We start from the raw sequence: 26,500 nt of genomic DNA on the forward strand, positions 1-26,500 counted from the left end.
TCAGGCCTCCAATACAGGTTGAGTGAGCCCTGCCGCCACGGCCAGTTGCCACAGGCCGCGCTCGGCAGCTTCCTGCGCCAGGCTGACGTGGGCAAAGCCGCAGAGGGCGAGGGCGCGTTGATAACGGGCGCAGAGAGGAGCGGCGCCGACCAGGATGATCGGCTTGTGTTTGGCGCTGTCGGGCAGGCCGGCGAGTTCATGTCCGATGAGCAAGCCGGACAGGTAGTCGGGCTGCTGGTCTGGGGCGAGTTCGCCGGTGAGCCCAAGGGTGCGGGCGCTGAACAAGGTGGACAGCACGCCGCGCTGACCGTCATTGGAGCGCGCCACGTGTACGCCGCGGTCGAAGGCTTCGGCCTGGAATCGTTCGCTGGGTTGCTGGGTACGCCCGAGGATGCTGTGCTTGCTCAACACCGCAAACACCTCGCCGGTCATGAAGGTATCGAAGTGCGTGATACGGCCCTCGACCACCTCGACCCACTTGGAATGGCTGCCGGGCAGGCCGATCAACATGTCGGCGCCCAGCCCTTGCAGCACACCCAGCACTTGGGTTTCTTCGCCGCGCATCACGTTGGGCAAGCCGACCTGCTCGATCACGCCCGGCACGATGTGCACGTCCACACCACGCAGGCTGCGCACCTTATGCAGCGCTTGGCCGAGGCTGGCGACATCGACGGGGGTAGGGCGGTAGGCCGCTTCGCTCCAGCCCTGGGCGCTGCCGACCATGCCACAGGCGATCACCGGCAAACCCGGCTCGGCGTCGAGCCAATCCCCGCACGCCGCATCGAACGCCAACTCGAAGCCGTTGCCGCAACGCACACCGGCGATGTCCCGGGGCTCGCTGGGCAAATGCATGATGCCCCACGCCAGCGCGCGCTGTTCCAGCACCACGCCTGCGAGGCCGAGTTTATAAGCACGAAGGGAGCTGGTCCCCCAATCGAGCGCGATCAATTGCGCCTGCATCGCTTCACCTGAGTTCTGAGCGGATGCAGCGAATATAAACCTACGCGAGCGGAAGTCTCAATATATAAATATCAATCCCATATTTAGGGACAATATTTAAGAAAAGGCTGACAGGTTCAGCTCCCGCATCGCCCCCATCCAGACGGCATAGTCAGTGTGGTCCTTTAGGTCATCACCGGTTTCGGGGTGCAAAAAAACCACCAGCCCGTTGCGATGAATCACCAACCACGGCAACACCACACCGATGTATTCAGGATCGAACGCCAGCTGGCAGCTCCAATCCGGGTGCGGTCCCACCGGCCGTTCGTGCACACGGCCCATGCGCAGCGGGAAGAGTTTGGCGGCGTCTTCACACAGGCTGCGCGCTTGGTCGATAGTGCTCGCGTCGAAGTAGATATGGGCGTGATAGCCCTTGATACGTTGCATGACGGACTCCGGATCCCCTATGCGCCAGATGCTAGACCGCAATGGACGGCAGGGCCAGCCCGGTCAGCGACTGTGCGCTGCTGGCTTGTTCCGCCACCAACCATTCGACGAAGCGCTCGACCAACTGCCCCCTGCGTTTGCGCTGGGGTTGCACCACGTAATAGCCGAAGCGCGAGATCACGGTGTCGCTCAGCGGTCGGCACAACCAACCCTGCTCCAGCAGGTTATCCACCAAGTGGCGCCAGCCGATGGCCACGCCCTGGCCGGCAATCGCGGCTTGGATCAGCAGGGTGTAGTTGTCAAAACGCAGTTGGCCCGGCGTCGGCGCACTGGCGATGCCCAGTTCGCGAAACACGCCGCTCCAGTCGAACCACTGGCTGTTGTTTTCCTGGCGCAGGTGCAACAGTGGGAAATCGTGCAAATTTTGCACAGTCAGCGGCGTGGTCTGGTCCTTGAGCCATTGTGGACTGCACACCGGGAACACCTCCTCGTTGAACAGCCACAGGCTGTCGCCCTGCTTGAAACGGCCGTCACCAAACAACACCGCCACGTCAATATCGCTACGCAGGGTGGCGTGGTTGCGCTCGCTGGTCACCAGGCTTACATCGACCTGCGGGTTGGCCTTATGAAAGCGATGCAGGCGCGGCATCAGCCAATAGGCGGCGAAGGCGAAGTCGGTGGCGACTTGCAGCACTTCATGCTGGTCCTGCTGGGTGATGAGGCTCAGGCCCTGGTTGATCCCCTGCAACCCGCCTTGCACGTGCTCGAACAGCAGGGCGCCGGCGTCGGTCAATTCGATGCCTCGGTAGATGCGGTCAAACAGGCGGATCGCCAACTGTTCTTCCAGGCGCTTGATCTGCTGGCTGATGGCCGGTTGGGTGGTGCCCAATTCCATCGCGGCGGCGGTAAAGCTGCGATGACGTGCGGCGGCTTCGAAGGCACGCAGCAAATCGAGGGACAGGTCACCGAGGGCTTCATACATAAGCTGTGCTTATCCTAGACATTGCTTCTCATGGGCTTTACCCCACTTTTCATGGGCTGCATGCTCATTCGCATAAACACCGCCTATGGAATGCCGATAGATCATGAAGCGCAAGAACATTCTTTTCATCATGGCCGATCAAATGGCCGCACCGTTGCTTCCGTTCTACGGTTCTTCGCCTATCAAATTGCCCAACCTGAGTCGCCTCGCCGAGCAAGGCGTGGTGTTCGATGCCGCCTATTGCAACAGCCCGTTGTGTGCGCCGTCGCGCTTCACCCTGGTCAGTGGCCAACTGCCGAGCAAGATCGGCGCCTACGACAATGCCGCCGATTTCCCCGCCGATGTGCCGACCTATGCCCACTACCTGCGCCGCCTGGGCTATCGCACAGCGCTGTCGGGCAAGATGCATTTCTGCGGCCCCGATCAGTTGCATGGCTATGAAGAGCGCCTGACCAGCGACATCTACCCCGCCGACTATGGCTGGGCGGTGAACTGGGATGAGCCGGACGTCCGCCCCACTTGGTATCACAACATGTCGTCGGTGCTGCAAGCCGGGCCGTGCGTGCGCACCAACCAGCTGGATTTCGACGAAGAGGTGGTGTTCAAGGCCCAGCAATACCTGTTCGACCATATCCGTGAGGACGGCGACCAGCCGTTCTGCCTGACGGTGTCGATGACTCATCCCCACGACCCGTACACCATTCCCAAACCGTTCTGGGACCTCTACGACAACGCCGATATACCTTTGCCTACAACACCTGCGCAAGGCGATCTCGATCCGCATTCCCAGCGCCTGCTCAAGGTCTACGACCTGTGGGACAAGCCGCTGCCTGTGGACAAAATCCGCGATGCACGCCGTGCCTACTTCGGCGCCTGCAGTTACATCGACAGCAACGTCGGCAAGCTGCTGCAAACCCTGGAAGACACCGGCCTGGCCGACGACACCATCATCGTGTTCTCAGGCGACCACGGCGATATGCTCGGCGAGCGCGGCCTCTGGTACAAAATGCACTGGTTTGAAATGGCCGCCCGCGTACCGCTGCTGGTCAGCGCGCCGGGGCAGTTCGCAGCAGGCCGCGTGAGCAAAGCCGTGTCCACCGCCGACCTGCTGCCAACGCTGGTGGAACTGGCCGGCGGCGAGTTGGATCCGCGCCTGCCGCTGGACGGCCGTTCACTGGTCCCGCACTTGCAGGGGCAGGGCGGCCATGACGAAGTATTTGGCGAGTACATGGCCGAAGGCACCATCAGCCCGCTGATGATGATTCGCCGGGGCGCCTACAAATTCATCTACAGCGAAGACGACCCTTGCCTACTGTTCGATGTACACAACGACCCACGGGAGCAGGAAGACCTCAGCCAGTCGCCACACCATCAGGCGCTGTTTGCAGCCTTCCTGGACGAGGCGCGGGCCAAATGGGACATCCCGGCGATCCACCAACAGGTGCTCGCCAGCCAACGCCGCCGCCGTCTGGTGTTTGAAGCACTGACCCAGGGCAAGCTGAAGAGCTGGGATCACCAGCCACTGGTGGACGCCAGTCAGCAATACATGCGCAACCATATCGACCTCGACGACCTGGAGCGCAAGGCACGTTATCCACAACCCTGCCAAAACCAATAACACTGAGGGAAGGCCATGCAAAAGTTAACTGTGATGCTGGGGCTCTTGGCGCTGGGAAGCGCCAATGTTTACGCCGACGCCAGTTGTGAAACGGTAAAGATGGCCGATCCGGGCTGGAGCGATATCGCGGCCACCAATGCCATCACCGGTTTTCTGCTGACGGGCATGGGCTACAAACCCAAAGTCGACACCCTGGCGGTGCCGATCACCTTTGGCGGGCTCAAGGACGGCCAGGTGGATGTGTTCCTGGGCAACTGGATGCCGGCGCAGCAGGGCTTCTATGACAAGTTCGTGGCCAATGGCGACGTGGTTCAACTGGCGAAAAACCTCGACGGCACCGAGTTCACCCTCGCCGTGCCCGACTACGTATGGGATGCCGGGGTGCATGACTTTGCCGACTTGAACCACTATGCCGACAAGTTCGACAAGAAGATCTACGGCATCGGCTCCGGCGCGCCGGCGAATATCTCCCTGCAGGAAATCATCAAGAAGAACGACTTCGAGCTGGGCCAGTGGAAACTGGTGGAGTCCAGTGAACAGGCGATGCTCGCCGAAGTATCGCGGGCCGTTAAGAAGCAGAAATTCGTGACCTTCCTCGGCTGGACGCCGCATCCGATGAACGTGCAGTTGAAAATGCGCTACCTCAAAGGCGGCGAGAAATATTTTGGTGACACCGGCAGCGTGTATACCTTGACCCGCAAGGGCTACGCACAGGCCTGCCCGAATGTTGGAAAACTGCTGACCAACCTGAGTTTTACCCAGGAAATGGAAAACAGCATCATGGCCGAGGTGGCCAACAACAAGGTCAGCAATGCCGATGCGGCGAAAGCTTGGATCAAAGCTAATCCGGCGGTGTTGGATAAATGGCTGGAGGGCGTGAAGACCGTGGATGGCAAGGACGCGCTGGCCGCTGTAAAAGCCAAACTCTGAACGATACACAACCCCTTGTAGGAGCCGGCTCGCTGGCGAAGCCCTCGAAAACGCCGCGTTTTTTCACACAACCCGCGTTATCGTTACCCACCTTCGCTGGCAAGCCAGCTCCTACAGTATTTAGAGCAGTCCGATGCCCTGGCCCAACCGCCATACACTTTTCCCCTTCCTCGCCTGGCTCCCGCGCCAGACCCGCGCCAGCGTCGGCCGAGATGCGATGGTGGGCCTCAGCGGCGCAGTGCTCGCCTTGCCACAGTCTATTGCCTACGCGCTGATCGCCGGCCTCCCACCCGAATACGGCCTGTACGCCGCGATCATCCCGGTGCTGATCGCCTGCCTCTGGGGTTCCTCCTGGCATTTGATCTGCGGCCCCACAGCGGCGATTTCCATTGTGCTCTATGCCAGCGTCAGCCCGCTGGCCGTGCCGGGGTCGCAGGACTACATCACCCTGATCCTGTTGCTCACCTTTCTCGCCGGTGTTTTCCAGTGGCTGCTGGGCATGCTGCGCTTTGGTGCGCTGGTGAATTTTGTCTCCCATTCAGTGGTGCTCGGGTTCACCCTGGGAGCCGCTGTGGTGATTGCGCTCGGGCAACTGCCCAATCTGCTGGGGCTGGATTTGCCGAGCCAGGCCACGGCGATCAACAACCTGCTGACACTGATCCATCACAGCGGCGAATGGGACCCTGCGTCCGTCATTCTCGGGCTCGGTACCTTGCTGGTGGGTGCGTTGCTCAAATACCTCGTACCGCGCTGGCCGACCCTGTTGATCGCCCTGACGCTGGGCAGCCTGGTCACCTGGTTGTGGCCGGCAATGTTCGGGCATGTGGCGCTGGTCAGTTCCTTTATCGGCAAGCTGCCGCCGTTCAGCCCGTTGCCAATGGACCTGGACGTGATCCTGCGTCTGCTGCCGAGCGCCGTGGCGGTGGGCATGCTGGGGCTGGTCACCAGCCTGTCGATTGCCCGTTCACTGTCAGCGCGCTCGCAGCAATTGCTCGATGCCAACCAGGAAATCCGTGCGCAGGGTTTTTCCAACATCGTGGGCGGATTTTTCTCCGGGTATCTGTCAGCCGGCTCCTTTACCCGCTCCGGCCTCAGTTATGAGGCGGGCGCCTGTTCGCCGTTGGCTGGCGTGTTTTCTGCCTTATGGGTGGCGCTGTTTGCACTGTTTGGCGCGGCGCTGATCGCCCATATTCCGATCCCGAGCATGGCGGCGAGCATCTTGCTTATCAGTTGGGGGCTGGTGGACCGTCGCGGTATTCGGGCGTTATTCCGCGTCAGTCGCGCCGAGTTTGTGGTGATGAGCCTGACCTGCGTCGCCACCTTGCTGCTGGAGCTGCAAACAGCGATTTACGCCGGGGTGCTGGCGTCACTGTTTTTCTACCTCAAGCGCACTTCGCAGCCACGTGTCCAGCAATGGCGCGATGGCGATGAGGACGTGCTGCGCGTGGGCGGTTCGATCTTTTTCGGCGCCAGCCACTACCTGCAAGTGCGCCTGCAAAGCCTGCAGGGCAAACGGGTGGTGATCGAGGCGCAGCAGATCAACTTTATCGACTATTCCGGGGTGGAGATGCTGCACCAGGAGGCGCGGCGCTTGCGTGGGTTGGGACGCAGTCTGACGCTGCGCCGGGCCAGGCCGCAGGTGGTGGAGGAGTTGAGGAAGCTGGAAGGGGCCGACAATTGCCCCATCCATTTCCAAGCATCCATTGCCAAGACTGAACACCCTTAACGCTGTGGGAGCTGGACGTGCCCACCTCAAATAGCGTCAAGCCAACTGCCGGCGCAGCTCAGCCAGCACCGGCGCAGAATCCGGACGCACACCGCGCCACAAGTAGAAGGCTTCCGCCGCCTGCTCCACCAGCATGCCCAGGCCATCCATCGCCACGGATGCGCCATGCTCAGTGGCCCAGCGGCAGAACGCGGTCGGTTCCTTGGCGTACATCATGTCGTAGCAAAACGTCTTGCCCGGTTCGATCAGGCTGCTGGCAATCGGCGGTACATCGCCTGACAGGCTGGCGGACGTGGCGTTGATGATCACATCCACCGGCTCACGCAGCCAGTCGAAACCACTGGCGGACACCGGGCCCAGATCGTCGAACAACTCGGCGAGCATTTCGGCCTTTTCCACGGTGCGGTTGGCGATGATCAGCGAAGCAGGCTGTTCGGCCAGCAACGGTTCCAATGCGCCGCGCACCGCGCCGCCGGCGCCCAGCAACAGGATGCGCTTGCCTTGCAGGTTCAGGCCGGCATTGACCGTGAGGTCGCGCACCAGGCCGGCGCCGTCAGTGTTATCGCCCAGCAGGCTGCCGTCGGCCAGCTTGCTCAGGGTGTTCACCGCACCCGCACGTTGAGCGCGTTCGGTGAGGCTGTTGGCCAGGCGGTAAGCGTCTTCCTTGAACGGCACAGTGACGTTGGCGCCACGACCCTGTTGAAAAAACTCACGAGCACAGCCGGAGAAATCCTCCAATGGCGCCAGCAGGGTGCTGTAGTCCAGTTGCTCGCCCGTCTGCTCGGCGAACATCCGGTGGATCAGCGGCGACTTGCTGTGGCCGATGGGGTTGCCGAACACGACATAGCGGTCCATCAGACAGCCGCCTTGGGCGCGGCAAGGCCCAGCCAGTCACGGTCTTGCAGGAAGTAGTCGGTGAGACGCGCTTCTTCGCTGCCGGCTTCGGCCTTCCAGTCGTAGCTCCAGCGCACTTGCGGCGGCAGCGACATCAGGATCGACTCGGTGCGCCCGCCCGATTGCAGGCCGAACAAGGTGCCACGGTCGTAGACCAGGTTGAATTCAACGTAGCGGCCGCGGCGGAATTCCTGGAATTCGCGCTGCTGCTCAGTGTACGCGGTGGACTTGCGGCGCTGCACGATCGGCAGGTAGGCGTCGATGTAGGCGTCACCGATGGCGCGGATGAAGGCGAAGCAGGTGTCAAAGTCCCACTCGTTCAGGTCGTCAAAGAACAGGCCGCCAATACCGCGCGGTTCGTTGCGGTGCTTGATGTGGAAGTAGGTGTCGCACCAGGCTTTGTAGCGCGAATACACGTCCGGCCCGAACGGCGCACAGGCCTGTTCGGCCACGCGGTGCCAGTGGATGCAATCGTCTTCGTTGCCGTAGTAAGGCGTCAGGTCGAAGCCGCCGCCGAACCACCACACCGGTTCTTCGCCTTCTTTTTCAGCGATGAAAAAGCGCACGTTGGCGTGGGACGTCGGTACGTGGGGGTTGTGCGGGTGGATCACCAGCGACACACCCAGGGCCTCAAAGCCACGACCGGCCAGCTCAGGCCGATGCGCGCTGGCGGACGGTGGCAGACCGCTGCCAAACACGTGGGAAAAGTTGACGCCGCCTTTTTCGATCACCGAACCGTTTTCGATCACACGGGTGCGACCGCCGCCGCCGGCAGGCCGGGTCCAGGCGTCTTCGATAAAGCGAGTGTCCGTCTCGAAGGTTTCCAGGGCGCTGCAAATGCGGTCTTGCAGGTCAAGCAGGTAGGCCTTTACAGCCTCGGTGCGGGTAGTCATGGCATCACCTTGAATCGGGCAAAGCTACGCGAGGCCATTGGGCGTCGGCGGCAAATGGGCGCACAGGATACCACTGCACCCGGTTGCGCCGCAGTTGACGAAGATCAAGCTTAGGAGTTCGATAGGCGGCTACGCGAGTTCGACCCAAGGAGAAGGCAGATGGCAAAACGTATCCAGTTCAGCGCCCATGGCGGCCCCGAAGTGCTTGAGTATGTGGACTACACCCCAGCGGAGCCTGGCCCGCAGCAAGTGCGCGTGCGTAACGAGGCGATCGGCCTGAACTTCATCGACACCTATTTCCGCAGCGGTCTGTACGCGCCGCCAGCCCTGCCATCGGGCTTGGGCGCAGAAGGCGCGGGCGTGGTCGATGCGGTCGGCAGCGAAGTCACCCAATTCAAGGTTGGCGACCGTGTGGCCTACGGCAGTGGTCCATTGGGTGCCTACAGCCAACTGCACGTGCTGCCCGCCGCCAATCTGGTGCATCTGCCGGACGAGATCAGCTTCGAACAAGCTGCCGGCGCCATGCTCAAGGGCCTGACCGTGCAGTACCTGCTGCGCCAGACCTATGCAGTGAAGGCCGGTGAAACCATCCTGTTCCACGCCGCTGCCGGTGGTGTGGGCTCGCTGGCCTGCCAATGGGCCAAGGCCCTGGGTGTGAAGTTGATCGGTACCGTGAGCTCGCCGGAAAAAGCCGCCCTGGCCAAATCCCTCGGCGCCTGGGAAACCATCGACTACAGCAAGGAAAACGTCGCACAGCGCGTGCTGGAATTGACCGACGGTAAAAAGGTACCGGTGGTGTATGACGGCGTCGGCAAGGACACCTGGTTGACCTCGTTGGACAGCGTGGCGCCGCGTGGGCTGGTGGTAAGTTTCGGTAATGCGTCGGGCGCGGTGGATGGGGTGAACCTGGGGATTCTGTCAGCCAAGGGCTCGCTCTACGTCACTCGGCCGACCCTGGCGACCTACGCCAACAACCCACAGAACCTGCAGGCGATGGCGGATGACTTGTTCTCGATGATCAAGAGCGGCAAGGTGCGCATTGATATCAACCAGCGGTATGCGCTGGCGGATGCGGCCAAAGCGCAGACCGAGTTGTCGGGGCGGCGGACTACCGGTTCGACCATTCTCCTGCCATAAGGCTACAGCTCTCCGGGGTCAGTGAGGCCTCTTCGCGAGCAAGCCCGCTCCCAGATGTTGATCGGATTCCCACTGGAGGAACTCGATCGAACGGGGGAGCGGGCTTGCTCGCGAAGGCCACGACTCGGTCTCAGGAGGGCCGCACCACCTCACCCGTCACCAGATCACGAATCAGGCTCGGGTTCTTGCGCCCACCCAGGGCGCCACCCAACACCAGGTCCACCTGGCCACGGAAGTATTGCTCCACGCGAATCCGCGAGCGCGCCGCCGGACGGCCCTGCGGGTTGGCCGATGTGGAAATCAGCGGCCCTACCAGCGAACACAGGTCCCGCACCAGCGGATGGTCAGTCACCCGCAGCGCCACGGTGTCGTGCACCCCCGTGACCCATTCCGGCAACAAGTCCTGATGGGGCACCAACCAAGTATTCGGCCCTGGCCAGGTACTGGCCATGCGGTCGATCCAGTCCTGTGGGAAATCTTCGAACAGAAAGTCGAACTGACGGATGTTGTCCGCCACCAGGATCAGGCCCTTGTCCACCGAACGGTTCTTGATGGCGAGCAAACGGTCCACTGCTTCTTCGTTCCACGGGTCGCAGCCCAAGCCCCAAACCGCTTCGGTTGGATAGGCAATCACCGCGCCTGCGCGAATTTCTCGTGCGGTTTCCAGCACACGCCACCGGTTGACCATTGTTCACTCTCCAGACTAAAGCTCTGCTCAGTTTACCGATCTTCTTTACAAAACCTAGCGGCGCGCAAGCCAGCGCCCGCTCTCGCAGATGACCTGGCCTTCCAGCTCAAGCTCCGTCAGGGTCGCCAGCACTTGGGACAACGGCCTTGCGCTGGCAATCGCCAGGGCTTCACTGGTGTGGGGCGCCGCGTGCAGCAGCGCCACCAGCGGGTGGACCACCGGCATCGGCGCCGGACGAGACAATGCCTGCCAGCCACGCAACCCTTCCAGGATGTGCTCGATAGTTTCCACTAGCACCGCGCCATCGCGGATCAACTGGTGACAGCCCTTGGCGCCGGGATGATGGATTGAGCCTGGAATCGCATACACCTCGCGCCCCTGCTCGGCCGCCAGTTTCGCGGTAATCAGCGAACCGCTGGCCATGCTGGCTTCCACCACCAACACCCCCAGGGACAGCCCGCTGATGATCCGATTGCGTCGGGGGAAGTTACCCGCTTGGGGCGGCGCGTCCAGGGGGAACTCGGAAACCACGGCGCTGCCTTGGTCAATCATCGCCGCCGCCAGCCGCCGGTGGCGCTGTGGATAAAAATTTTCAAGCCCCGTGCCGAGCACGCCGATTGTCTGGCCGCCCACATCCAATGCCGCCTGATGGGCTGCACCGTCAATGCCCAGCGCAAGGCCGCTGGTGATGACAAAACCGGCGCTCGCCAGACTGCGTGAAAACGCTGCCGCCGTGTCCATGCCGGGGCGCGATGCACGACGACTGCCGACTATCGCCAGTTGCGGTTTTTCCAGGATCGAAGGGTCACCGGCTACGAATAACAGTGGCGGCGCATCATCGATCTGGGCAAGCAGTGCGGGGTAGTCCGGCTGGTCCCACATCAGCAATTGCTGGGCCGGACGCGCCAGCCAGGCCAATGCGTCGCTCGCACCGTCGCGGATTTCATGACTGCGTCGGGCATCGGCGCTGATGGAAGGCAACCCGAGCGAACGCCAGGCACTGGCAGGCGCACTGATGGCTTTTGAGGCAGAGCCGAACGCCTCGATCAACAAGCGAAAACGCTTCGGACCCAGTTCCGGCAGCCTGTGCAAGCGTAGACGCGCTTCCAGTTCTGAGGGGGATATTTCGTGGTTTTTTGTCGGATACATCTGATCATCCTTGACCGGAACAAGCTGTGGATAACTCTGTTGGTAACTTATTTAGCAGGCTATTTATTGTGTTTGATGGGCAGTCTCGAAACGGTCCATTACGGCCAGGGGCCGTGAGGCATTGAGGACCAGGCCGTAACTGAGTTTTTCGTAGGTGCGAAAGACCAGCAGGGTGCCCGCGCGTTCATCAGGGAGTTGGGTCGACGTGCCCGTCAGACTGTCGCGTACCGTGGCGCCAGCCTTGATTACGCTGAGCAGCTGGCCTTCGACCAGGCCGTCACGACGGCCTTTATTCAGGGTTACGGCATCCAGCACGCCGATCTGGGTCACGCCCTTGGGGATATCGATGATCTGCCCTTTGATAAAGCGCGCTGCTGGCGTGACGGCAAACGCTGCCGGGTCGACGGGTGTTTGCGCACGCAGCAAGCGGTCACCGGGACGCACCTCCTGGGTGACACGCTGCACAACGAGGGTGGTGAGGTCGCCCGCCGTGACGAAACGGGCGGTGCCAATGTCGTCGGCGTTGATCCCCAATAGCTCTCGGGTCTGCGGGTCGGTGTAGACCTTGCCACGTCGGAATATGCCGTAATTCGGCTGGGAAGGCTCCAGGTCGCCCCTGGCGTGGACCCGCTCGCCATTGGCGCCGAGCACGCGGCCAGCATCGGCAGCGACGATGTAGGGCGCGTTGTCCAGGTCCTGGGGTGTATCGAGAATGCGGTTATGCAGCAGGAAGCGCTGGATAGCGTGTTGTGTCGGTGGGTCCAGACGCTGGATGGGCTGGGGTAGCAGGGCCATGGAAAACGGGGCCCACAGTAGCAAGACGAGTAGCGATTTCCTCATAGGGTGAATCTCCTTTATTATGTGCGTTCGCGTGAAATGCCTGGGCCTTAGCGGCTTTTAAGGGTTTCACACCGGTCGTGTGGGTCCATCCCAACGCCGATTTGCCTCTACCTCACATGTGCAGCAATTACGCTTATGGCTATTTTGAACATCCTCGAATTCCCCGACTCGCGCCTGCGCACGATCGCCAAACCGGTGGCCGTAGTTGACGACAAGGTTCGTCAGTTGGTCGATGACATGTTTGAAACAATGTATGAAGCCCCGGGTATCGGCCTCGCCGCGACCCAGGTCAACGTGCACCTGCGCGTCGTGGTCATGGACCTGTCGGAAGATCGCAGCGAACCGAAGGTGTACATCAACCCGGAGTTCGAACCGCTGACCGACGAGATGGGCGAATACCAGGAAGGCTGCCTTTCTGTGCCGGAGTTCTACGAGAACGTCGAGCGCCCGCTGCGCGTGAAGATCAAGGCCCTGGACCGCGACGGCAAGCCGTTCGAGCTGATTGCCGAAGGCCTGCTGGCGGTGTGCATCCAGCACGAATGCGACCACCTCAACGGCAAGCTGTTTGTCGATTACCTGTCCACGCTCAAGCGCGACCGGATCAAGAAGAAGCTGGAAAAAAAGCATCGCCAGCAAGCTTGATGCCCTCCTTCCAAAGGCTTGCTGCGGCAAGCCTTTTTCTTTTGTGACTGCTTTTAACCGAGACCTCCCATGACCGAGCCACTGCGCATAGTTTTTGCCGGCACTCCTGAATTTGCCGCCGAACACCTCAAGGCCCTGCTTGCCAGCCCTTATGACATCGTCGCGGTATACACCCAGCCGGATCGCCCGGCCGGTCGTGGGCAAAAACTGATGCCGAGCCCGGTCAAACAGCTGGCGCTGGAACACGACATCCCTGTGCTGCAACCGCCGACCCTACGCAACGCCGAAGCCCAGGCAGAACTGGCGGCGCTGAAGCCGGACCTGTTGGTAGTAGTGGCCTATGGCTTGATCCTGCCGCAAGTCGTGCTGGATATCCCCCGTCTGGGCTGCATCAACAGCCACGCCTCGCTGCTGCCTCGCTGGCGCGGTGCGGCGCCGATCCAGCGCGCCGTGGAAGCCGGCGACAGCGAAAGCGGCGTGACCGTGATGCGCATGGAAGCAGGCCTGGACACCGGCCCGATGCTGCTGAAAGTCACCACCCCGATCACCGCCCAAGACACCGGCGGCAGCCTGCACGACCGCCTTGCCGAGCTGGGCCCACCGGCTGTAATCCAGGCCATCGCCGGTCTGGCTGCTGGCACCCTGCAAGGCGACGTGCAGGACGACAGCCTGGCCACCTACGCCCACAAACTGAACAAAGACGAAGCGCGCATCGACTGGCGCCGCCCGGCCGTGGAGCTTGAACGCCTGGTGCGCGCCTTCAACCCATGGCCGATCTGCCACAGCACGCTCAACGGCGAAGCCTTGAAAGTGCTGGCCGCGACCCTGGCCGAAGGCAAAGGCGCGCCCGGTGAAATCATCGGCGCCAGCAAGGACGGCCTAGTGGTCGCCTGCGGTGAACAGGCGTTGTGTCTGACCCGTCTGCAATTACCCGGTGGCAAGGCGCTCAATTTCAGCGATTTGTTCAACAGCCGCCGTGAGAAATTTGCCTTGGGCACGGTCCTTGGGGTGGTAGCCCAATGAACCCACGTCTGGCCGCCGCCAAGGCTCTCGCCGCCGTCCTCAGCGGCAAGGCGTCGTTGAACAGTTCGTTGCCCACCCAACTGGACAAGGTCGAAGACCGCGATCGCGGTTTTACCCAGGACCTGGCCTTTGGCACAGCGCGCTGGCAACCACGCTTGTCGGCGCTGGCAGCCACGTTGCTGCAGAAGCCGTTCAAGGCGGCCGACGCGGATGTCGAGGCGCTGCTGCTGGTCGGCCTCTATCAACTGCTCTACACCCGCGTGCCCGCCCACGCCGCTATCGGCGAAACGGTCGGTTGCGCCGACAAGCTGAAAAAACCCTGGGCCAAGGCCCTGCTCAACGCCGTGCTGCGCCGCGCCCAGCGCGAAAGCGAAGCACTGCTGGCTGAACTGGAGCACGACCCGGTGGTGCGCACCGCCCACCCGCGCTGGCTGCAAAAGTCCCTGAAGGCGTTCTGGCCGGAGCAATGGGAAGCCATTTGCGCAGCGAACAATGCGCACCCGCCGATGATCCTGCGGGTCAACCGTCGTCATCACAGCCGTGACGCCTACCTGCAATTGCTCACCGACGCAGGTATCGGCGCCACGCCGTGCGTGTACAGCGTCGACGGCATCGTGCTCGAAGCCGCCACTGATGTGCGCAGCCTGCCGGGATTTGCCGAGGGCTGGATCAGCGTGCAGGACGAAGCCGCGCAACTGGCTGCCGACCTGCTCGACCTTGCACCGGGCCAACGCGTACTCGACGCCTGCTGCGCGCCGGGCGGTAAGACGTGTCACATCCTGGAAGTCGAAAAAGACCTGGCCGGTGTAGTTGCCGTCGACCTGGAAGCCAAGCGCCTGGTGCGCGTGCGCGAGAACCTGGCTCGCCTGGGCCTCAGCGCCGAGCTGATCGCGGCCGACGGTCGTGACACCGCCACGTGGTGGGACGGCAAACCGTTCCAGCGCATCCTGCTCGATGCGCCGTGCTCCGCCACAGGCGTGATCCGCCGCCACCCGGACATCAAGCTCACCCGCCAACCCGACGACATCGCCGCCTTGGCCGTGCTGCAGGGCGAGTTGCTCGACGCCCTGTGGCCCACCCTGGAAGTCGGCGGCATCCTGCTCTACGCCACCTGTTCGACCTTGCCGACAGAGAACACCGAGGTGATCGAAGCCTTCCTCGCCCGCACCAGCGGCGCGCGGGAGCTGAACCTCGCCACCACGGCCGGCATCAGGCAGCCCCACGGCCGCCAATTGCTTGCGCAAGAAGGCGGACACGATGGCTTCTACTACGCCAAACTGATCAAGATCGCCGCCGCGCGCGGCTGAATGATTTAAGGGAGTGACCGGATGAAAATCATCATCCTTGGGGCAGGGCAGGTCGGCGGCACGCTGGCTGAACATTTGGCCAGCGAAGCCAACGACATCACCGTGGTCGACACTGACAGCGAGCGTCTGCGCAACCTTGGCGACCGCCTCGACATCCGCACCGTACAAGGCCGCGCGTCGTTCCCGACAGTGCTGCGCCAGGCCGGTGCCGACGACGCAGACATGCTGGTGGCCGTGACCAACAGCGACGAAACCAACATGGTCGCCTGCCAGGTTGCCCATACTCTGTTCCACACCCCGACCAAAATCGCCCGTGTGCGCGAAGCGGCCTACCTGACCCGCGCCGGGCTGTTCGACAACGACGCGATTCCCGTCGACGTGCTGATCAGCCCGGAACAAGTGGTCACCCACTACATCAAGCGCTTGATCGAAATTCCGGGCGCCCTGCAGGTGATCGACTTCGCCGGCGGCAAGGCGCAGCTGGTCGCGGTGAAGGCCTATTACGGCGGCCCGCTGGTGGGCCAGCAGCTGCGCCAGTTGCGTGAGCACATGCCGAATGTGGAAACCCGCGTAGCGGCGATTTTCCGGCGTGACCGTCCGATCCTGCCCCAGGGCGATACGGTGATCGAGGCCGACGACGAAGTGTTTTTCATCGCTGCCAAAGCGAATATTCGTGCAGTCATGAGCGAAATGCGCCGCCTCGACGAGACCTACAAACGCATCGTCATCGCCGGCGGCGGGCAAATCGGCGAGCGTTTGGCCGAAGCCATCGAAAGCCGCTACCAGGTGAAGATCATCGAGATGAGCCCGGCACGCTGCCGGCATTTGTCCGACACCCTCGACAGCACGGTCGTACTCCAGGGCAGTGCCTCGGACCGCGACCTGCTGATGGAAGAGAATATCGCCGACGCCGACATTTTCCTGGCCCTCACCAATGATGACGAAGCCAACATTATGTCTTCCCTGCTGGCCAAGCGGCTGGGGGCGAAGAAGGTGATGACCATCATCAACAACCCGGCTTATGTGGACCTGATCCAGGGCGGCGATATCGACATCGCCATCAGCCCCCAGTTGGCCACCATCGGCACCTTGCTGGCCCACGTGCGCCGTGGCGATATCGTCAGCGTGCACTCCCTGCGCCGGGGTGCGGCGGAAGCCATCGAGGCGATTGCCCATGGTGACTCAAAGTCGAGCAAAGTGATCGGCAAGGCCATCCGCGATATCGGCTTGCCGCCGGGCACCACCATTGGCGCGATCATTCGTGACGAAGAAGTGATCATTGCCCACGACGATACAGTGATCGAAACCGGGGACCATGTGATCCTGTTCCTGGTGGACAAGAAACATATCCGCGATGTGGAGAAACTGTTCCACGTGGGCCTGAGCTTTTTCTGATCGAACGGAGAGAACCGATGCTGGAGTCCCTGGAAAAAATGCTCGCCAAAGGTGCGGATAATTCCCTGCTGCGCTTTGGTTTGGGCAAGGGTTATCTGGACCTGAAAGACAACGCCAAGGCAGCGGAGCATCTGCACAAGTGCGTCGAGTTCGACCCGAAGTATTCAGCGGCGTGGAAGCTGCTGGGCAAGGCGCATCAGGGACTGGGGGATAGTGCTGCGGCGCGGCTGGCGTGGCAGAAGGGCATAGAAGCCGCCCAGGCCCATGGCGACAAACAGGCCGAAAAAGAGATGACCGTGTTCCTGAAAAAACTCGACCGCCAGGGGTGAATGGCGATCAACAATGGGGGAGCGGGCTTGCTCGCGAAAGCGGTGTATCAGCGTCACATTCAGTGACTGACATACCGCTTTCGCGAGCAAGCCCGCTCCCACATGGGTTTCGCGGCGAACCGGAGTCAGTATGGAATCAATACCACCGCGCCTCACCCGGCGGGCGTTTCTTGAAGCGCTTCATGCTCCACATGTACTGGCTCGGATAAGCGCCGACATAACGCTCCACCACCTTGCTCATCGCGGCGCAGGACGTGGCGGTGTCGGTGCTGTACATGTCTTCCGGCGCCGCTTCCAAAATCACCTTGTAACCCGAACCGTCCGGCAGCCGCAGCGCATGCAGGAACACGCCCACCGCCTTGTGGCCGGCGAGCATGTTCGGCACGAACTTGCTGGTCAGCGCCTGGGTGGCGAAGAACGGCACGAAGATCCCCGCGGATTCCGCCGGCTCGGGATCGGCCGGGATTCCCACCTGGCCGCCTTTGCGCACTTCCTTGATCACACTGAGGATGCCTTCCTTGGTCGACGCGGCCACGCGGTTGCCCAACTGCACGCGCTGTTTTCGCAGTAACTCATCCACCGCCTTGAGCTTGGGTGGGCGGTAGAAAATGATCGGTTTGCACTGGCTGCAATAGAAGTGGTTCAGCACTTCCCAGTTACCCAGGTGGCTGGTGATGCCAACCACGCCTTTGCCTGAGGCGAGGGCTTCGTGCAGCACTTCCAGGCCTTCGACTTCACGCACCAGGTCGATGGAACGCTGGGCCGGCCAGATCCAGGCGCAGGCGCTTTCGGTCAGGGACTTGCCGATGTCCATCAGGCTGCGGCCGACCAGCGCTTCGCGCTCCGCGGGGTCCATGTCCGGGAAGCACTTGGACAGGTTGATCCGCACCGTGTCACGGGAACGGTTGGGGGTTTTCCACATGATCCAGCCAATCGCGGTGCCGACGGCCTGAACGGCGCGCCAGGGCAGCAGGGCAAATAACCGGAGAGCGCCTACCAGCAAGGCGCCTTTCAACTTTTCCACAGGTCACTCCTGATCGTGTGTGGTGCGCAAAGCCGGCATTCTAACCGGCGTTGGCCAGGTCCGCGTAACGGTCGCAGTCCTGAGTGTGGTCCATGACCATGCCCGAGGCCTGCATGAACGCGTAGCAAATGGTCGGGCCGACGAAGGTGAAACCGGCTTTTTTCAGGGCTTTGCTCATGGCTTCAGCTTCCTGTGTAATCGCCGGTACTTCGCTGCGGTCCTTGAAGTGATTGACCTTGGGTTTGCCGCCGACGAAGGACCAGAGCAACCCCACCGGGTCCTCCAGCGCCAGCCAGGCGGCGGCATTGCGGCGGGTGGCATTGAGTTTAAGGCGGTTACGCACGATACCCGGATCGAGCATCAGCGCTTCGATCTCGGCGTCGCTCAGTTGGGCCAGACGCTGCGCATCAAAACCGAACAAGACCTTTCGATAATGCTCGCGTTTGCGTAAAACGGTGATCCAGGAAAGGCCCGCCTGGAACCCTTCGAGCAAAAGCAACTCGAACAAACCCTGCGCATCGCGCAGCGGCGTTCCCCACTCCTGATCGTGATAAGCCATGTACAGCGGATCTTCAGAACACCAAAAGCAGCGTGGCATAAGGCTCCAGGGAGTGGTGGCAGGGCCGAATCGGGTATACTCCCGCTCTTTAAATCGCAGCCCAAGTAACAGGTGAATTTTGTGAGCCAGCCTACGCCAGCCGTGCGTACCTTCCAAGACTTGATCCTCGCCCTCCAGCAATACTGGGCCGAGCAAGGTTGTGTGGTACTTCAGCCCTACGATATGGAAGTAGGCGCCGGCACTTTCCACACCGCAACATTCCTGCGGGCCATTGGCCCGGAAACCTGGAACGCCGCTTATGTGCAGCCCAGTCGTCGCCCGACTGACGGCCGCTACGGCGAAAACCCGAACCGTCTGCAGCACTACTACCAGTTCCAGGTGGTACTGAAGCCGAACCCGGACAATTTCCAGGAACTGTACCTGGGCTCGCTCAAGCACGTGGGCCTGGACCCACTGGTCCACGACATCCGTTTCGTCGAAGACAACTGGGAGTCGCCGACCCTGGGCGCCTGGGGCTTGGGCTGGGAAGTCTGGCTCAATGGCATGGAAGTGACGCAGTTCACGTACTTCCAGCAAGCGGGCGGCATCGAGTGCTACCCGGTGACCGGCGAAATCACTTACGGTCTTGAGCGCCTGGCCATGTACCTGCAAGGCGTGGACTCGGTCTACGACCTGGTGTGGGCTGACGGCCCCTTCGGCAAAGTCACCTACGGCGACGTGTTCCACCAGAACGAGGTGGAGCAGTCCACCTATAACTTCGAACACGCCAACGTCGACAAGCTGTTCGAACTGTTCGACTTCTATGAAAGCGAAGCCAAGCGCCTGATCGAACTCGACCAGCCGCTGCCATTGCCGAGCTATGAAATGGTGTTGAAGGCCTCCCATACCTTCAACCTGCTGGACGCCCGCCGTGCCATCTCGGTAACCGCGCGCCAGCAATACATCCTGCGTGTACGCACCCTGGCGCGTTCCGTCGCCCAAGCCTATCTGCTGGCTCGCGCCAAGCTGGGCTTCCCGATGGCAACCCCGGACCTGCGTGATGAAGTGTTGGCTAAGCTGGAGGCTGCACAATGAGTGCTCAAGATTTCCTGGTTGAACTGGGCACCGAAGAGCTGCCACCCAAGGCACTGAACACCTTGGCCGACGCCTTCCTGGCCGGTATCGAAAAAGGCCTGCAGACCGCTGGCCTGAAGTTCGAAACGAAGAAAGTCTACGCCGCACCGCGTCGCCTCGCGGTGTTGCTGACCGCGCTGGAAACCCAGCAGCCGGACCGCAGCATCAACCTCGACGGCCCGCCGCGCCAGGCGGCTTTCGATGCCGAAGGCAACCCGACCCAGGCCGCCCTTGGTTTTGCCAAGAAGTGTGGCGTCGAGCTGAGCGAGATCGACCAGAGCGGACCGAAACTGCGTTTCAGCCAGGTCATCACCGGCAAGCCGACCGCCAGCCTGTTGCCGACCATCGTTGAAGACTCGTTGAACGACCTGCCGATCCCGAAGCGCATGCGCTGGGGTGCTCGCAAGGAAGAATTCGTACGTCCGACCCAGTGGCTGGTGATGCTGCTCGGTGACCAAGTCATCGACTGCACCCTCCTCGCCCAGAAAGCCGGTCGTGATTCCCGTGGCCACCGCTTCCATCACCCTGAAGCCGTACGCATCACCTCGCCGGCCAACTACGCCGCCGACCTGCGTGCTGCCTACGTGCTGGCTGACGCCAACGAGCGTCGCGAGTTGATCAGCAAGCGTACCGAAGAGCTGGCCCGTCTGCAGGAAGGCACCGCCATCGTGCCGCCAAACCTGCTCGACGAAGTGACGGCGTTGGTTGAATGGCCGGTGCCGCTGGTGTGTTCGTTCGAGGAACGTTTCCTCGACGTACCGCAGGAAGCGTTGATCACCACCATGCAGGACAACCAGAAGTACTTCTGCCTGCTGGACGTGGACGGTAAGTTGCTGCCGCGTTTCATCACCGTGGCCAACATCGAAAGCAAGGATCCGCAGCAGATCATCGCCGGTAACGAGAAAGTCGTTCGCCCGCGCCTGACCGACGCCGAGTTCTTCTTCAAGCAAGACAAGAAGCAGAAGCTGGAAGACTTCAACCAGCGCCTGCAAAACGTGGTGTTCCAGGAAAAACTCGGTAGCGTCTACGACAAGGCCGTACGGGTTTCCAAGCTGGCCGCCTACATTGCGCCACGCATTGGCGGTGATTCCGCCTGGGCTGCGCGCGCAGGCCTGCTGTCCAAATGCGACCTGGCCACTGAGATGGTCGGCGAGTTCCCGGAGATGCAAGGCGTTGCCGGCTACTACTACGCCCTCAACGACGGCGAGCCGGACGATGTGGCCCTTGCGCTGAACGAGCAGTACATGCCGCGCGGTGCCGGCGCTGAACTGCCGACCACCCTGACCGGTGCAGCCGTGGCGATCGCCGACAAGCTGGACACCCTCGTGGGTATCTTCGGTATCGGCATGTTGCCAACCGGCAGCAAAGACCCCTATGCCTTGCGTCGTGCGGCCCTGGGCGTACTCCGCATCCTGATCGACAAGAAGCTGGACCTCGACCTGACCCAGGCCATGGTGTTTGCCGTCGGCCAGTTCGGCGCCAAGGTCAAGCAGGCCGGCCTGGCCGAGCAAGTGCTGGAGTTCGTGTTCGACCGCCTGCGTGCGCGTTATGAAGACGAAGGCGTGGACGTGTCGGTGTACCTGTCGGTGCGTGCCCTGCAGCCGGGTTCGGCGCTGGACTTCGACCAGCGCGTACAGGCCGTGCAGGCCTTCCGCAAACTGCCGGAAGCCGATGCCCTGGCCGCCGTGAACAAGCGTGTGTCGAACCTGCTGAGCAAGGCCGAAGGCCTGGGCAATGCCGACGTCGACCCTGGCCTGTTCGCGGATGCCAAGGAGTTCTCGCTGAACTCGGCCATCGCCAAGGCTGAAAACGCCGTGAAGCCGCTGATCGCTGAACGCAACTACGCCGAAGCATTGGCTCGCCTGGCGACCTTGCGTGAGCCAGTGGATGCGTTCTTTGAGGCGGTGATGATCAATGCCGAAGATGCCGGCGTGCGGAAAAACCGCTACGCCATGCTGGCGCGTCTGCGTGGCTTGTTCGTCAACATCGCTGACATTTCGACGCTGAGCTGACCATGTTGAAACTGCTGATTCTCGATCGGGACGGGGTGATCAACTACGACTCCGACGCTTACATCAAGTCGGTGGCGGAGTGGATTCCTTTGCCTGGCTCGATCGAGGCCATTGCGCAGTTGAGCAAAGCCGGCTGGACGGTGGCGATCGCCACCAACCAGTCGGGCATCGCCCGTGGCTACTACGACATCGCCACCCTGGACGCCATGCACACGCGCTTGCGCACGTTGGTGGCGGAGCAGGGCGGTGAGGTGGGGCTGGTGGTGTACTGCCCCCACGGGCCGGATGAGGGCTGCGATTGCCGCAAACCCAAGCCTGGCATGTTGAAAACCATTGCAGAACATTACAACGTGCCGTTAGCTGGGATATGGTTCGTCGGGGACAGCCTCGGTGACCTGGAGGCGGCTAAAGCCGTCGACTCTCAGCCAGTTTTGGTTAAGACCGGGAAAGGCGACAAGACCCAGGCGAAAAACCTGCCGGTAGGCACCTTGATTTTTGACGATCTGGCGGCCGTTGCCGCAGAACTTATCAACAACTAGCCGCCCTCGACTTCCTGACCAAGGAGTGTTCGGGAGTGCGCTTTTAGCAGGCGGGCCGTGTCCCGCAACGGTAAATGCCGCCATGTCGATTTTGCAGGCCATCAGAACCTTTTTCTTTTACCTGCTGCTGGGCACCAGTTCGTTTCTCTGGTGCACCCTGAGCTTTTTTATTGCGCCCTTTTTGCCGTTCAAGGCGCGCTATCGCTTTATCAACGTTTATTGGTGCCGCTGCGCGTTGTGGCTGACCAAGGTGTTCCTGAACATTCGTTTTGAGGTCAAGGGTGCGGAAAACGTTCCGGACCAGCCCTGTGTGATTCTGTCGAACCACCAGAGCACCTGGGAGACGTTCTTTCTCTCGGCGTACTTCTCGCCGTTGAGCCAAGTGCTCAAGCGTGAATTGCTGTATGTGCCGTTCTTCGGCTGGGCCATGGCCATGTTGCGTCCGATCGCCATCGACCGTGACAACCCCAAGGCTGCGCTCAAGCATGTGGCCAAGAAGGGCGACGAGTTGCTCAAGGATGGTGTTTGGGTGCTGATATTCCCGGAAGGCACGCGTGTGCCCTTCGGCACGGTAGGCAAGTTCTCACGCGGTGGTACGGCATTGGCGGTCAATGCGCATCTGCCAGTGCTACCGATTGCGCATAACGCCGGTAAGTTCTGGCCGAAGATGGGCTGGGCCAAGCGCGAAGGCACCATCACGGTGGTCATCGGTAAACCGATGTACGCCGAAGGTGAAGGACCCCGCGCCATTGCAGCGCTGAATGACCGTGCCCAGGCCTGGAATGAAGCACAGCAGAGGGCCATGGGTTCGCTGCCGCCGGAGCCGGTTGTAGTCGACACGCCCGTTATCTAAGTATCTGTGGATAACCTGTGCACGGTTTGTTGGCGAATCGCCTTTTTCGTCTTGTAAGAATCTGATTTTATTACATATTTCCCAAAATAATAAAATCACGAAAAAGGTGCATAAGTTTTTTCCGCATAAAAAAACCGGTCCTTGCGACCGGTTTTTTATGCACAACTGAAAAGTACGTTTTTCAGTCGTCCAGCAGCGGCAGTCGAAGGCTGAATGTGGTGCCTTTCCCCACCTCACTTTCGCAGCTGATGCGTCCACCGTGGCGCTCTACCACGGCCTTGACCATCGTCAGCCCCAAGCCCAGTCCTTCACTGCCTTGGGACGAATCGAAACGACGGTATTGGTTGAACAACTCCGGCAGGTCCTCTGCAGCAATCCCCGGGCCCTGGTCGCTGATACGGCACTCCAACCAACCCTGCTCGCTACTGTGCCTCAACCTCACGGTCGTCCCGGAAGGCGAATACTTGATGGCATTCTCCAGCACGTTGAACAACGCCCGTGTGAGCAGTGACTGGTCGGCAGAGACCATGCCTTCATCGGCCTCATCCAAATCGTGGACCAGGTGAATACCTTTAAGTTGGGCGATCAGCGCTACTTGATCAAAGGCATCCATGACCAACATAGCGAACAACGTCGGTTGGAACTGATAACCGTCAGCCTCGGCCTTCGCCAGTTGCACGAAGGATTCGGTGAGGCCCAAGGCGCGGCGAACCTGCTGTTCGATCTGGGCAAAGACCGGGGATTCACCGTTATGCACATCCAGCAACGCGAGGATCGCTGAATGGGGCGCACGCAGGTCGTGAGAGAGGAACCGCAACATGGTCTCGCGGTGTTGCTGGGCGTCGCGCTCCTTACTCAAATCCGTCAGGCTCAGCAGCCAACCGAGGGCGACATCGCCTTCAGCCGGCAGCAAGGGCGCAAGCTCCATGCGCAGGCTGCGTTGGTGGATGTCCCGGAACTCTACAAGCTCCAGCGCTGATAGGGCAGGGCGCACGCCATTGTGCAGCGGCGGGTAGCCCAAGTCGGCCAACTGCTCCAGCAGGTTCTGCGTGACCAGCTCATTACCGAACACCTCGCGGGCAATGCGGTTGGCCAGCAGGATATTGCCCATGGGATCGGTAATCAGCGTCGCCACCGGCAGGCATTCCAGGCCATCGGCCATAAAGCGTCGTGTGTCACGCGTACGGCTGACGGCTTGCTCCAGGGCGAAGATACGCGCCTGCAGTACATCGCCTTTGCTGGCGGGTGCACGGCGCCGTTCGGGCAGGACTTTGGGTTCATTGTCCAGGCGTGCCAGCTCCCAACCGAAATAGGCGAGGATCACGCTGAGGCGGCGCCAGTTCCAGATCAGATAACTGAGCAGCAAACCAATCAGGCAGGCCGCAGGCGACCACCAGTGGCCCAGGCGCAACAAGGCCAAGGACACGAGCAAAGCGACAGCCATGCAGCCCAGGGTCATCCACAGCGCATAGCGCGGCCGGTAGAGCAGCAACCCCAGCAGTAACGCCACCCATGCGGTAGCGATCAATGCGGCGAGCCAGCCCGGTAGATCAACGATGCTGCGGCCTTGGAGCAAACCATTGAGCACGTTGGCCTGTATCTCCAAACCCGCTGTGGTGCCCACCGTGGAGGAAAGAGGCGTGACGAAACGATCGCCCATGCCGGAAGCCGTCGAGCCGACGAGGATCAGGCGGTTACGTAGTCGCTCAGGCGCGACTTCACCGTGTAGGACGCTGACGTAGGACACACTGGGAAAGCGCGTATGAGGTGCGATGAAGGGGATACGGATGGCATGTTCGCGATGCCATTGCTGGGTGACCGATTGCTGAGGCTCGCCCGGCATCTCAGACAGCTCGCCACTCATCTCATAGGCCAACCAGGCCAATTGCGGCGCCTTGGCATCAGGCGGGCCTTCACGCAGATAGAGGCTGCGGACCACGCCATCGCTGTCTGCTTCAACATTGATGTGGCCCACGCCTTTGGCACATTTGAGCAGCGGCATCATCTGTGCGTCCGGTTGGCTGTAGTTCGCAGCACCTTCACGCACCAGAGGCAGCAAGACATTGCCAGCGTTGCAGACCGACTCGGCCAGGCGTTTGTCATTGGCCGGGTCACCGGGCTCACTGAAGATCACATCGAACAAAATGCCCGCCGGTTGCGCGGCGCTCAAGCGATCGATCAGGTCGGCGTGCAAGCCGCGTGGCCAAGGCCATCGGCCAAGTTTTTTCAAACTGGCGTCATCGATCGTCACCAGCAGGATGCGTGGGTCGACCGGCAGCGGGCTGAGGCGACGCAAACTGTCGTATAACGGATTGTTCAAGGCCAAGCCGGGGCTCAACGACAGGTAGGCGGTGATAGGCAACAGCAATAAACCAATCCACAACCACTCACGCACCAGGCCGTGGAACAGCCGCTGAGCATGGGTAGGTTGACGTTTTTCGGCCTTGCTCCAGAGCATCATCGGTCAACGCACCTGAACAGTGGGTGGGTAATAGAAGATGTCATAGACCCCGGTTTCTCCCTCAAGGCCGTGTTCGTCGTAAGCCGACAAGCGCACGTGATAGAACGAGGCTTTGAGCCCAGTGAAGCTCATTTTCGGCATGCTGGAGAAGTTTTCCTGCTTGATATTCATAAAGGCTTTGTCGGTGGCGACCTGGGCACGGTATCGCTGGGCGCCGGGCAACGGGCGAAGGTACAAACTCCAGACTGGCGCGTCACCTTTCTGGCCGTCTTGGCCGATAAGCTTCGGCGCCGCAAGCAGCTCCACAGGATTGAGGTCGCCCAGTTTCCTGAAGAGCAGACCTTGGCGAGCGGCCACTTTGATCTCGCTTGTGCGATCGCGATTGACGGCGACCTGGCCGTCCAACACTTCCACAAGCGATCGCTCAGCGTCATTGCGCACCCGAAAATGCGTGCCCCGCACGCCCAGCACACCGACCGGCGTCACGATCTGGAAGCGATCATGATCGCTGGCGCGCTTGATCACGTACGCCTCGGCCTGGCCTTGTTCGAGCACCACCTGGGGAATCGACAGTTTCTTCTCCAAGCGCAACCGCACCTGGGAGTCAGAAGGCAACACCACGCGGGATCCATCACCGAGCAACAGACTGACAAACGCCGAGGCCGAAGTCTTCACACCTTCCTGTTCATCAACAGTCATGCCTTCCAGCAAAGGCGTCGCCTTGCCCTTGGTATCGAGTTTCCAGGCCTCTCCAGTGAGATGCTGGACCACCGCAGGCAGAGGCTGGACCCGGCACAGAAACTCATCGTCGATGTAAGGCGCTCGAACCTTTGTGGCAGCGCCCGCCGAACCCACCACCATGATCAACAGAGAGGGAAGGGCGCGGCGCAAGTAATTGAGAAGAACAAACATGGCGCTCATCAAGGTCGGGGGTTCCAGAAGGCATCTGACATCAGACACAGGAGTTTACGGCAGCGCATGCGTCGGCTGATCCTTTTCC

Annotated in this window: 25 protein-coding genes; 13 read left to right on the top strand and 12 right to left on the bottom strand. The window is 61.3% G+C overall.

Features of this window, described 5'->3' with window-relative positions:
- The 3 genes from AB4O08_RS12370 to AB4O08_RS12380 all read right to left on the bottom strand — a co-directional run bounded on the left by AB4O08_RS12370 (position 1) and on the right by AB4O08_RS12380 (position 2,368).
- A complete protein-coding gene (locus AB4O08_RS12370; RefSeq protein WP_010207753.1) occupies positions 1–960 on the bottom strand; it encodes a 2-dehydro-3-deoxygalactonokinase in 960 nt (319 codons plus the stop codon).
- A gap of 96 nt (positions 961–1,056) precedes the next feature.
- Positions 1,057–1,386 carry a DOPA 4,5-dioxygenase family protein gene (locus tag AB4O08_RS12375; RefSeq protein ID WP_010207752.1) on the bottom strand — a complete coding sequence of 110 codons (330 nt, stop codon included), beginning with the start codon at positions 1,384–1,386 and terminating at the stop codon, positions 1,057–1,059.
- Positions 1,387–1,417: 31 nt separating this feature from the next.
- Complete coding sequence (locus AB4O08_RS12380; RefSeq protein ID WP_010207751.1) at positions 1,418–2,368, bottom strand: choline sulfate utilization transcriptional regulator; 951 nt, start codon at positions 2,366–2,368, stop codon at positions 1,418–1,420.
- 103 nt (positions 2,369–2,471) lie between these two features.
- On the opposite strand from AB4O08_RS12380, the gene betC reads away from it, so the two are divergent.
- From betC to AB4O08_RS12395, 3 genes are all read left to right on the top strand, one after another.
- The gene (gene betC, locus AB4O08_RS12385; RefSeq protein WP_045791470.1) at positions 2,472–3,986 is read left to right on the top strand and encodes a choline-sulfatase; all 1,515 of its coding nucleotides are present in this window, start codon (positions 2,472–2,474) and stop codon (positions 3,984–3,986) included.
- A gap of 15 nt (positions 3,987–4,001) precedes the next feature.
- Positions 4,002–4,916 carry a choline ABC transporter substrate-binding protein gene (gene choX, locus AB4O08_RS12390; protein ID WP_010207749.1) on the top strand — a complete coding sequence of 305 codons (915 nt, stop codon included), beginning with the start codon at positions 4,002–4,004 and terminating at the stop codon, positions 4,914–4,916.
- 133 nt (positions 4,917–5,049) lie between these two features.
- Positions 5,050–6,642: a SulP family inorganic anion transporter gene (locus AB4O08_RS12395; protein ID WP_021491421.1), complete on the top strand. Its 1,593-nt coding sequence runs from the start codon at positions 5,050–5,052 to the stop codon at positions 6,640–6,642.
- A 36-nt stretch (positions 6,643–6,678) separates the two neighbouring features.
- On the opposite strand, the gene aroE is transcribed toward AB4O08_RS12395, so the two are convergent.
- Together aroE and hemF are read right to left on the bottom strand one after the other, a co-directional pair.
- On the bottom strand, positions 6,679–7,497 hold the full coding sequence (aroE, locus tag AB4O08_RS12400; RefSeq protein WP_010207747.1) for a shikimate dehydrogenase: 819 nt from the start codon (positions 7,495–7,497) through the stop codon (positions 6,679–6,681).
- The gene (gene hemF / locus AB4O08_RS12405) at positions 7,497–8,429 is read right to left on the bottom strand and encodes an oxygen-dependent coproporphyrinogen oxidase (RefSeq protein ID WP_010207746.1); all 933 of its coding nucleotides are present in this window, start codon (positions 8,427–8,429) and stop codon (positions 7,497–7,499) included. The genes aroE and hemF overlap by 1 nt, the downstream gene beginning before the upstream one ends.
- A 159-nt stretch (positions 8,430–8,588) precedes the next feature.
- Here hemF and AB4O08_RS12410 point away from each other — a divergent pair, with 159 nt between their 5' ends.
- Complete coding sequence (locus AB4O08_RS12410; RefSeq protein ID WP_021491423.1) at positions 8,589–9,566, top strand: quinone oxidoreductase family protein; 978 nt, start codon at positions 8,589–8,591, stop codon at positions 9,564–9,566.
- Positions 9,567–9,696: 130 nt separating this feature from the next.
- Here the strand turns inward: AB4O08_RS12410 and AB4O08_RS12415 are convergent, their stop codons facing one another.
- The 3 genes from AB4O08_RS12415 to AB4O08_RS12425 all read right to left on the bottom strand — a co-directional run bounded on the left by AB4O08_RS12415 (position 9,697) and on the right by AB4O08_RS12425 (position 12,243).
- Positions 9,697–10,254 carry an L-threonylcarbamoyladenylate synthase type 1 TsaC gene (locus AB4O08_RS12415; RefSeq protein WP_010207742.1) on the bottom strand — a complete coding sequence of 186 codons (558 nt, stop codon included), beginning with the start codon at positions 10,252–10,254 and terminating at the stop codon, positions 9,697–9,699.
- A gap of 54 nt (positions 10,255–10,308) precedes the next feature.
- Complete coding sequence (gene dprA / locus AB4O08_RS12420; protein ID WP_021491424.1) at positions 10,309–11,403, bottom strand: DNA-processing protein DprA; 1,095 nt, start codon at positions 11,401–11,403, stop codon at positions 10,309–10,311.
- 63 nt (positions 11,404–11,466) lie between these two features.
- Positions 11,467–12,243 (bottom strand): peptidoglycan-binding protein, encoded by a 777-nt coding sequence (locus AB4O08_RS12425; RefSeq protein ID WP_460114158.1) that lies wholly within the window; start codon positions 12,241–12,243, stop codon positions 11,467–11,469.
- Between the two features lie 135 nt (positions 12,244–12,378).
- Between AB4O08_RS12425 and def the strand changes: the two genes are divergently transcribed.
- The 5 genes from def to AB4O08_RS12450 all read left to right on the top strand — a co-directional run bounded on the left by def (position 12,379) and on the right by AB4O08_RS12450 (position 16,939).
- Positions 12,379–12,885 (top strand): peptide deformylase, encoded by a 507-nt coding sequence (def, locus tag AB4O08_RS12430; RefSeq protein WP_010207739.1) that lies wholly within the window; start codon positions 12,379–12,381, stop codon positions 12,883–12,885.
- Positions 12,886–12,954: 69 nt separating this feature from the next.
- A complete protein-coding gene (gene fmt, locus AB4O08_RS12435; protein ID WP_010207737.1) occupies positions 12,955–13,908 on the top strand; it encodes a methionyl-tRNA formyltransferase in 954 nt (317 codons plus the stop codon).
- Positions 13,905–15,215, top strand: coding sequence for a 16S rRNA (cytosine(967)-C(5))-methyltransferase RsmB (gene rsmB, locus AB4O08_RS12440; protein ID WP_460114159.1), 1,311 nt, complete (start codon positions 13,905–13,907; stop codon positions 15,213–15,215). The genes fmt and rsmB overlap by 4 nt, the downstream gene beginning before the upstream one ends.
- 21 nt (positions 15,216–15,236) lie before the next feature.
- Positions 15,237–16,610, top strand: coding sequence for a Trk system potassium transporter TrkA (gene trkA, locus AB4O08_RS12445; protein WP_010207735.1), 1,374 nt, complete (start codon positions 15,237–15,239; stop codon positions 16,608–16,610).
- Positions 16,611–16,627: 17 nt separating this feature from the next.
- Positions 16,628–16,939 carry a hypothetical protein gene (locus tag AB4O08_RS12450; RefSeq protein WP_010207734.1) on the top strand — a complete coding sequence of 104 codons (312 nt, stop codon included), beginning with the start codon at positions 16,628–16,630 and terminating at the stop codon, positions 16,937–16,939.
- Between the two features lie 136 nt (positions 16,940–17,075).
- On the opposite strand, the gene AB4O08_RS12455 is transcribed toward AB4O08_RS12450, so the two are convergent.
- Both AB4O08_RS12455 and AB4O08_RS12460 read right to left on the bottom strand, forming a co-directional pair.
- Complete coding sequence (locus AB4O08_RS12455) at positions 17,076–17,963, bottom strand: lysophospholipid acyltransferase (protein WP_010207733.1); 888 nt, start codon at positions 17,961–17,963, stop codon at positions 17,076–17,078.
- Between the two features lie 40 nt (positions 17,964–18,003).
- Entirely contained in the window at positions 18,004–18,561 is a 558-nt protein-coding gene (locus AB4O08_RS12460; protein ID WP_010207732.1) for a DNA-3-methyladenine glycosylase I, read from the bottom strand.
- A gap of 81 nt (positions 18,562–18,642) precedes the next feature.
- Here AB4O08_RS12460 and glyQ point away from each other — a divergent pair, with 81 nt between their 5' ends.
- The 4 genes from glyQ (at position 18,643) to AB4O08_RS12480 (ending at position 23,039) form a co-directional block, all read left to right on the top strand.
- On the top strand, positions 18,643–19,596 hold the full coding sequence (gene glyQ / locus AB4O08_RS12465; protein WP_003187265.1) for a glycine--tRNA ligase subunit alpha: 954 nt from the start codon (positions 18,643–18,645) through the stop codon (positions 19,594–19,596).
- Entirely contained in the window at positions 19,593–21,647 is a 2,055-nt protein-coding gene (gene glyS / locus AB4O08_RS12470; RefSeq protein WP_460114160.1) for a glycine--tRNA ligase subunit beta, read from the top strand. Before glyQ ends, glyS begins: the two co-directional genes overlap by 4 nt.
- Positions 21,648–21,649: 2 nt before the next feature.
- Positions 21,650–22,186, top strand: coding sequence for a D-glycero-beta-D-manno-heptose 1,7-bisphosphate 7-phosphatase (gene gmhB / locus AB4O08_RS12475; protein WP_021491428.1), 537 nt, complete (start codon positions 21,650–21,652; stop codon positions 22,184–22,186).
- Between the two features lie 82 nt (positions 22,187–22,268).
- Entirely contained in the window at positions 22,269–23,039 is a 771-nt protein-coding gene (locus AB4O08_RS12480; protein ID WP_021491429.1) for a lysophospholipid acyltransferase family protein, read from the top strand.
- 181 nt (positions 23,040–23,220) lie between these two features.
- Here AB4O08_RS12480 and AB4O08_RS12485 read toward each other — a convergent pair whose 3' ends face one another.
- Positions 23,221–25,500 carry a CHASE2 domain-containing protein gene (locus AB4O08_RS12485; RefSeq protein WP_460114161.1) on the bottom strand — a complete coding sequence of 760 codons (2,280 nt, stop codon included), beginning with the start codon at positions 25,498–25,500 and terminating at the stop codon, positions 23,221–23,223.
- 3 nt (positions 25,501–25,503) lie between these two features.
- Positions 25,504–26,361 (bottom strand): FecR family protein, encoded by an 858-nt coding sequence (locus AB4O08_RS12490; RefSeq protein WP_226994566.1) that lies wholly within the window; start codon positions 26,359–26,361, stop codon positions 25,504–25,506.
- Between the last annotated feature and the right edge of the window lie 139 nt (positions 26,362–26,500).

The organism is Pseudomonas sp. H3_E07, assembly GCF_054668895.1.

Bases quoted from the DNA above. Each gene is read 5' to 3' on its own strand.
- AB4O08_RS12380 (WP_010207751.1), bottom strand. From the start codon at position 2,368: ATGTATGAAGCCCTCGGTGACCTGTCCCTCGATTTGCTGCGTGCCTTC.
- AB4O08_RS12460 (WP_010207732.1), bottom strand. From the start codon at position 18,561: ATGCCACGCTGCTTTTGGTGTTCTGAAGATCCGCTGTACATGGCTTAT.
- AB4O08_RS12450 (WP_010207734.1), top strand. From the start codon at position 16,628: ATGCTGGAGTCCCTGGAAAAAATGCTCGCCAAAGGTGCGGATAATTCC.
- aroE (WP_010207747.1), bottom strand. From the start codon at position 7,497: ATGGACCGCTATGTCGTGTTCGGCAACCCCATCGGCCACAGCAAGTCG.
- AB4O08_RS12370 (WP_010207753.1), bottom strand. From the start codon at position 960: ATGCAGGCGCAATTGATCGCGCTCGATTGGGGGACCAGCTCCCTTCGT.
- def (WP_010207739.1), top strand. From the start codon at position 12,379: ATGGCTATTTTGAACATCCTCGAATTCCCCGACTCGCGCCTGCGCACG.
- AB4O08_RS12395 (WP_021491421.1), top strand. From the start codon at position 5,050: ATGCCCTGGCCCAACCGCCATACACTTTTCCCCTTCCTCGCCTGGCTC.
- glyS (WP_460114160.1), top strand. From the start codon at position 19,593: ATGAGTGCTCAAGATTTCCTGGTTGAACTGGGCACCGAAGAGCTGCCA.
- hemF (WP_010207746.1), bottom strand. From the start codon at position 8,429: ATGACTACCCGCACCGAGGCTGTAAAGGCCTACCTGCTTGACCTGCAA.
- AB4O08_RS12425 (WP_460114158.1), bottom strand. From the start codon at position 12,243: ATGAGGAAATCGCTACTCGTCTTGCTACTGTGGGCCCCGTTTTCCATG.
- dprA (WP_021491424.1), bottom strand. From the start codon at position 11,403: ATGTATCCGACAAAAAACCACGAAATATCCCCCTCAGAACTGGAAGCG.
- AB4O08_RS12485 (WP_460114161.1), bottom strand. From the start codon at position 25,500: ATGATGCTCTGGAGCAAGGCCGAAAAACGTCAACCTACCCATGCTCAG.
- gmhB (WP_021491428.1), top strand. From the start codon at position 21,650: ATGTTGAAACTGCTGATTCTCGATCGGGACGGGGTGATCAACTACGAC.
- choX (WP_010207749.1), top strand. From the start codon at position 4,002: ATGCAAAAGTTAACTGTGATGCTGGGGCTCTTGGCGCTGGGAAGCGCC.
- AB4O08_RS12415 (WP_010207742.1), bottom strand. From the start codon at position 10,254: ATGGTCAACCGGTGGCGTGTGCTGGAAACCGCACGAGAAATTCGCGCA.
- AB4O08_RS12480 (WP_021491429.1), top strand. From the start codon at position 22,269: ATGTCGATTTTGCAGGCCATCAGAACCTTTTTCTTTTACCTGCTGCTG.
- AB4O08_RS12375 (WP_010207752.1), bottom strand. From the start codon at position 1,386: ATGCAACGTATCAAGGGCTATCACGCCCATATCTACTTCGACGCGAGC.
- AB4O08_RS12490 (WP_226994566.1), bottom strand. From the start codon at position 26,361: ATGGTGGTGGGTTCGGCGGGCGCTGCCACAAAGGTTCGAGCGCCTTAC.
- betC (WP_045791470.1), top strand. From the start codon at position 2,472: ATGAAGCGCAAGAACATTCTTTTCATCATGGCCGATCAAATGGCCGCA.
- fmt (WP_010207737.1), top strand. From the start codon at position 12,955: ATGACCGAGCCACTGCGCATAGTTTTTGCCGGCACTCCTGAATTTGCC.
- rsmB (WP_460114159.1), top strand. From the start codon at position 13,905: ATGAACCCACGTCTGGCCGCCGCCAAGGCTCTCGCCGCCGTCCTCAGC.
- trkA (WP_010207735.1), top strand. From the start codon at position 15,237: ATGAAAATCATCATCCTTGGGGCAGGGCAGGTCGGCGGCACGCTGGCT.
- AB4O08_RS12410 (WP_021491423.1), top strand. From the start codon at position 8,589: ATGGCAAAACGTATCCAGTTCAGCGCCCATGGCGGCCCCGAAGTGCTT.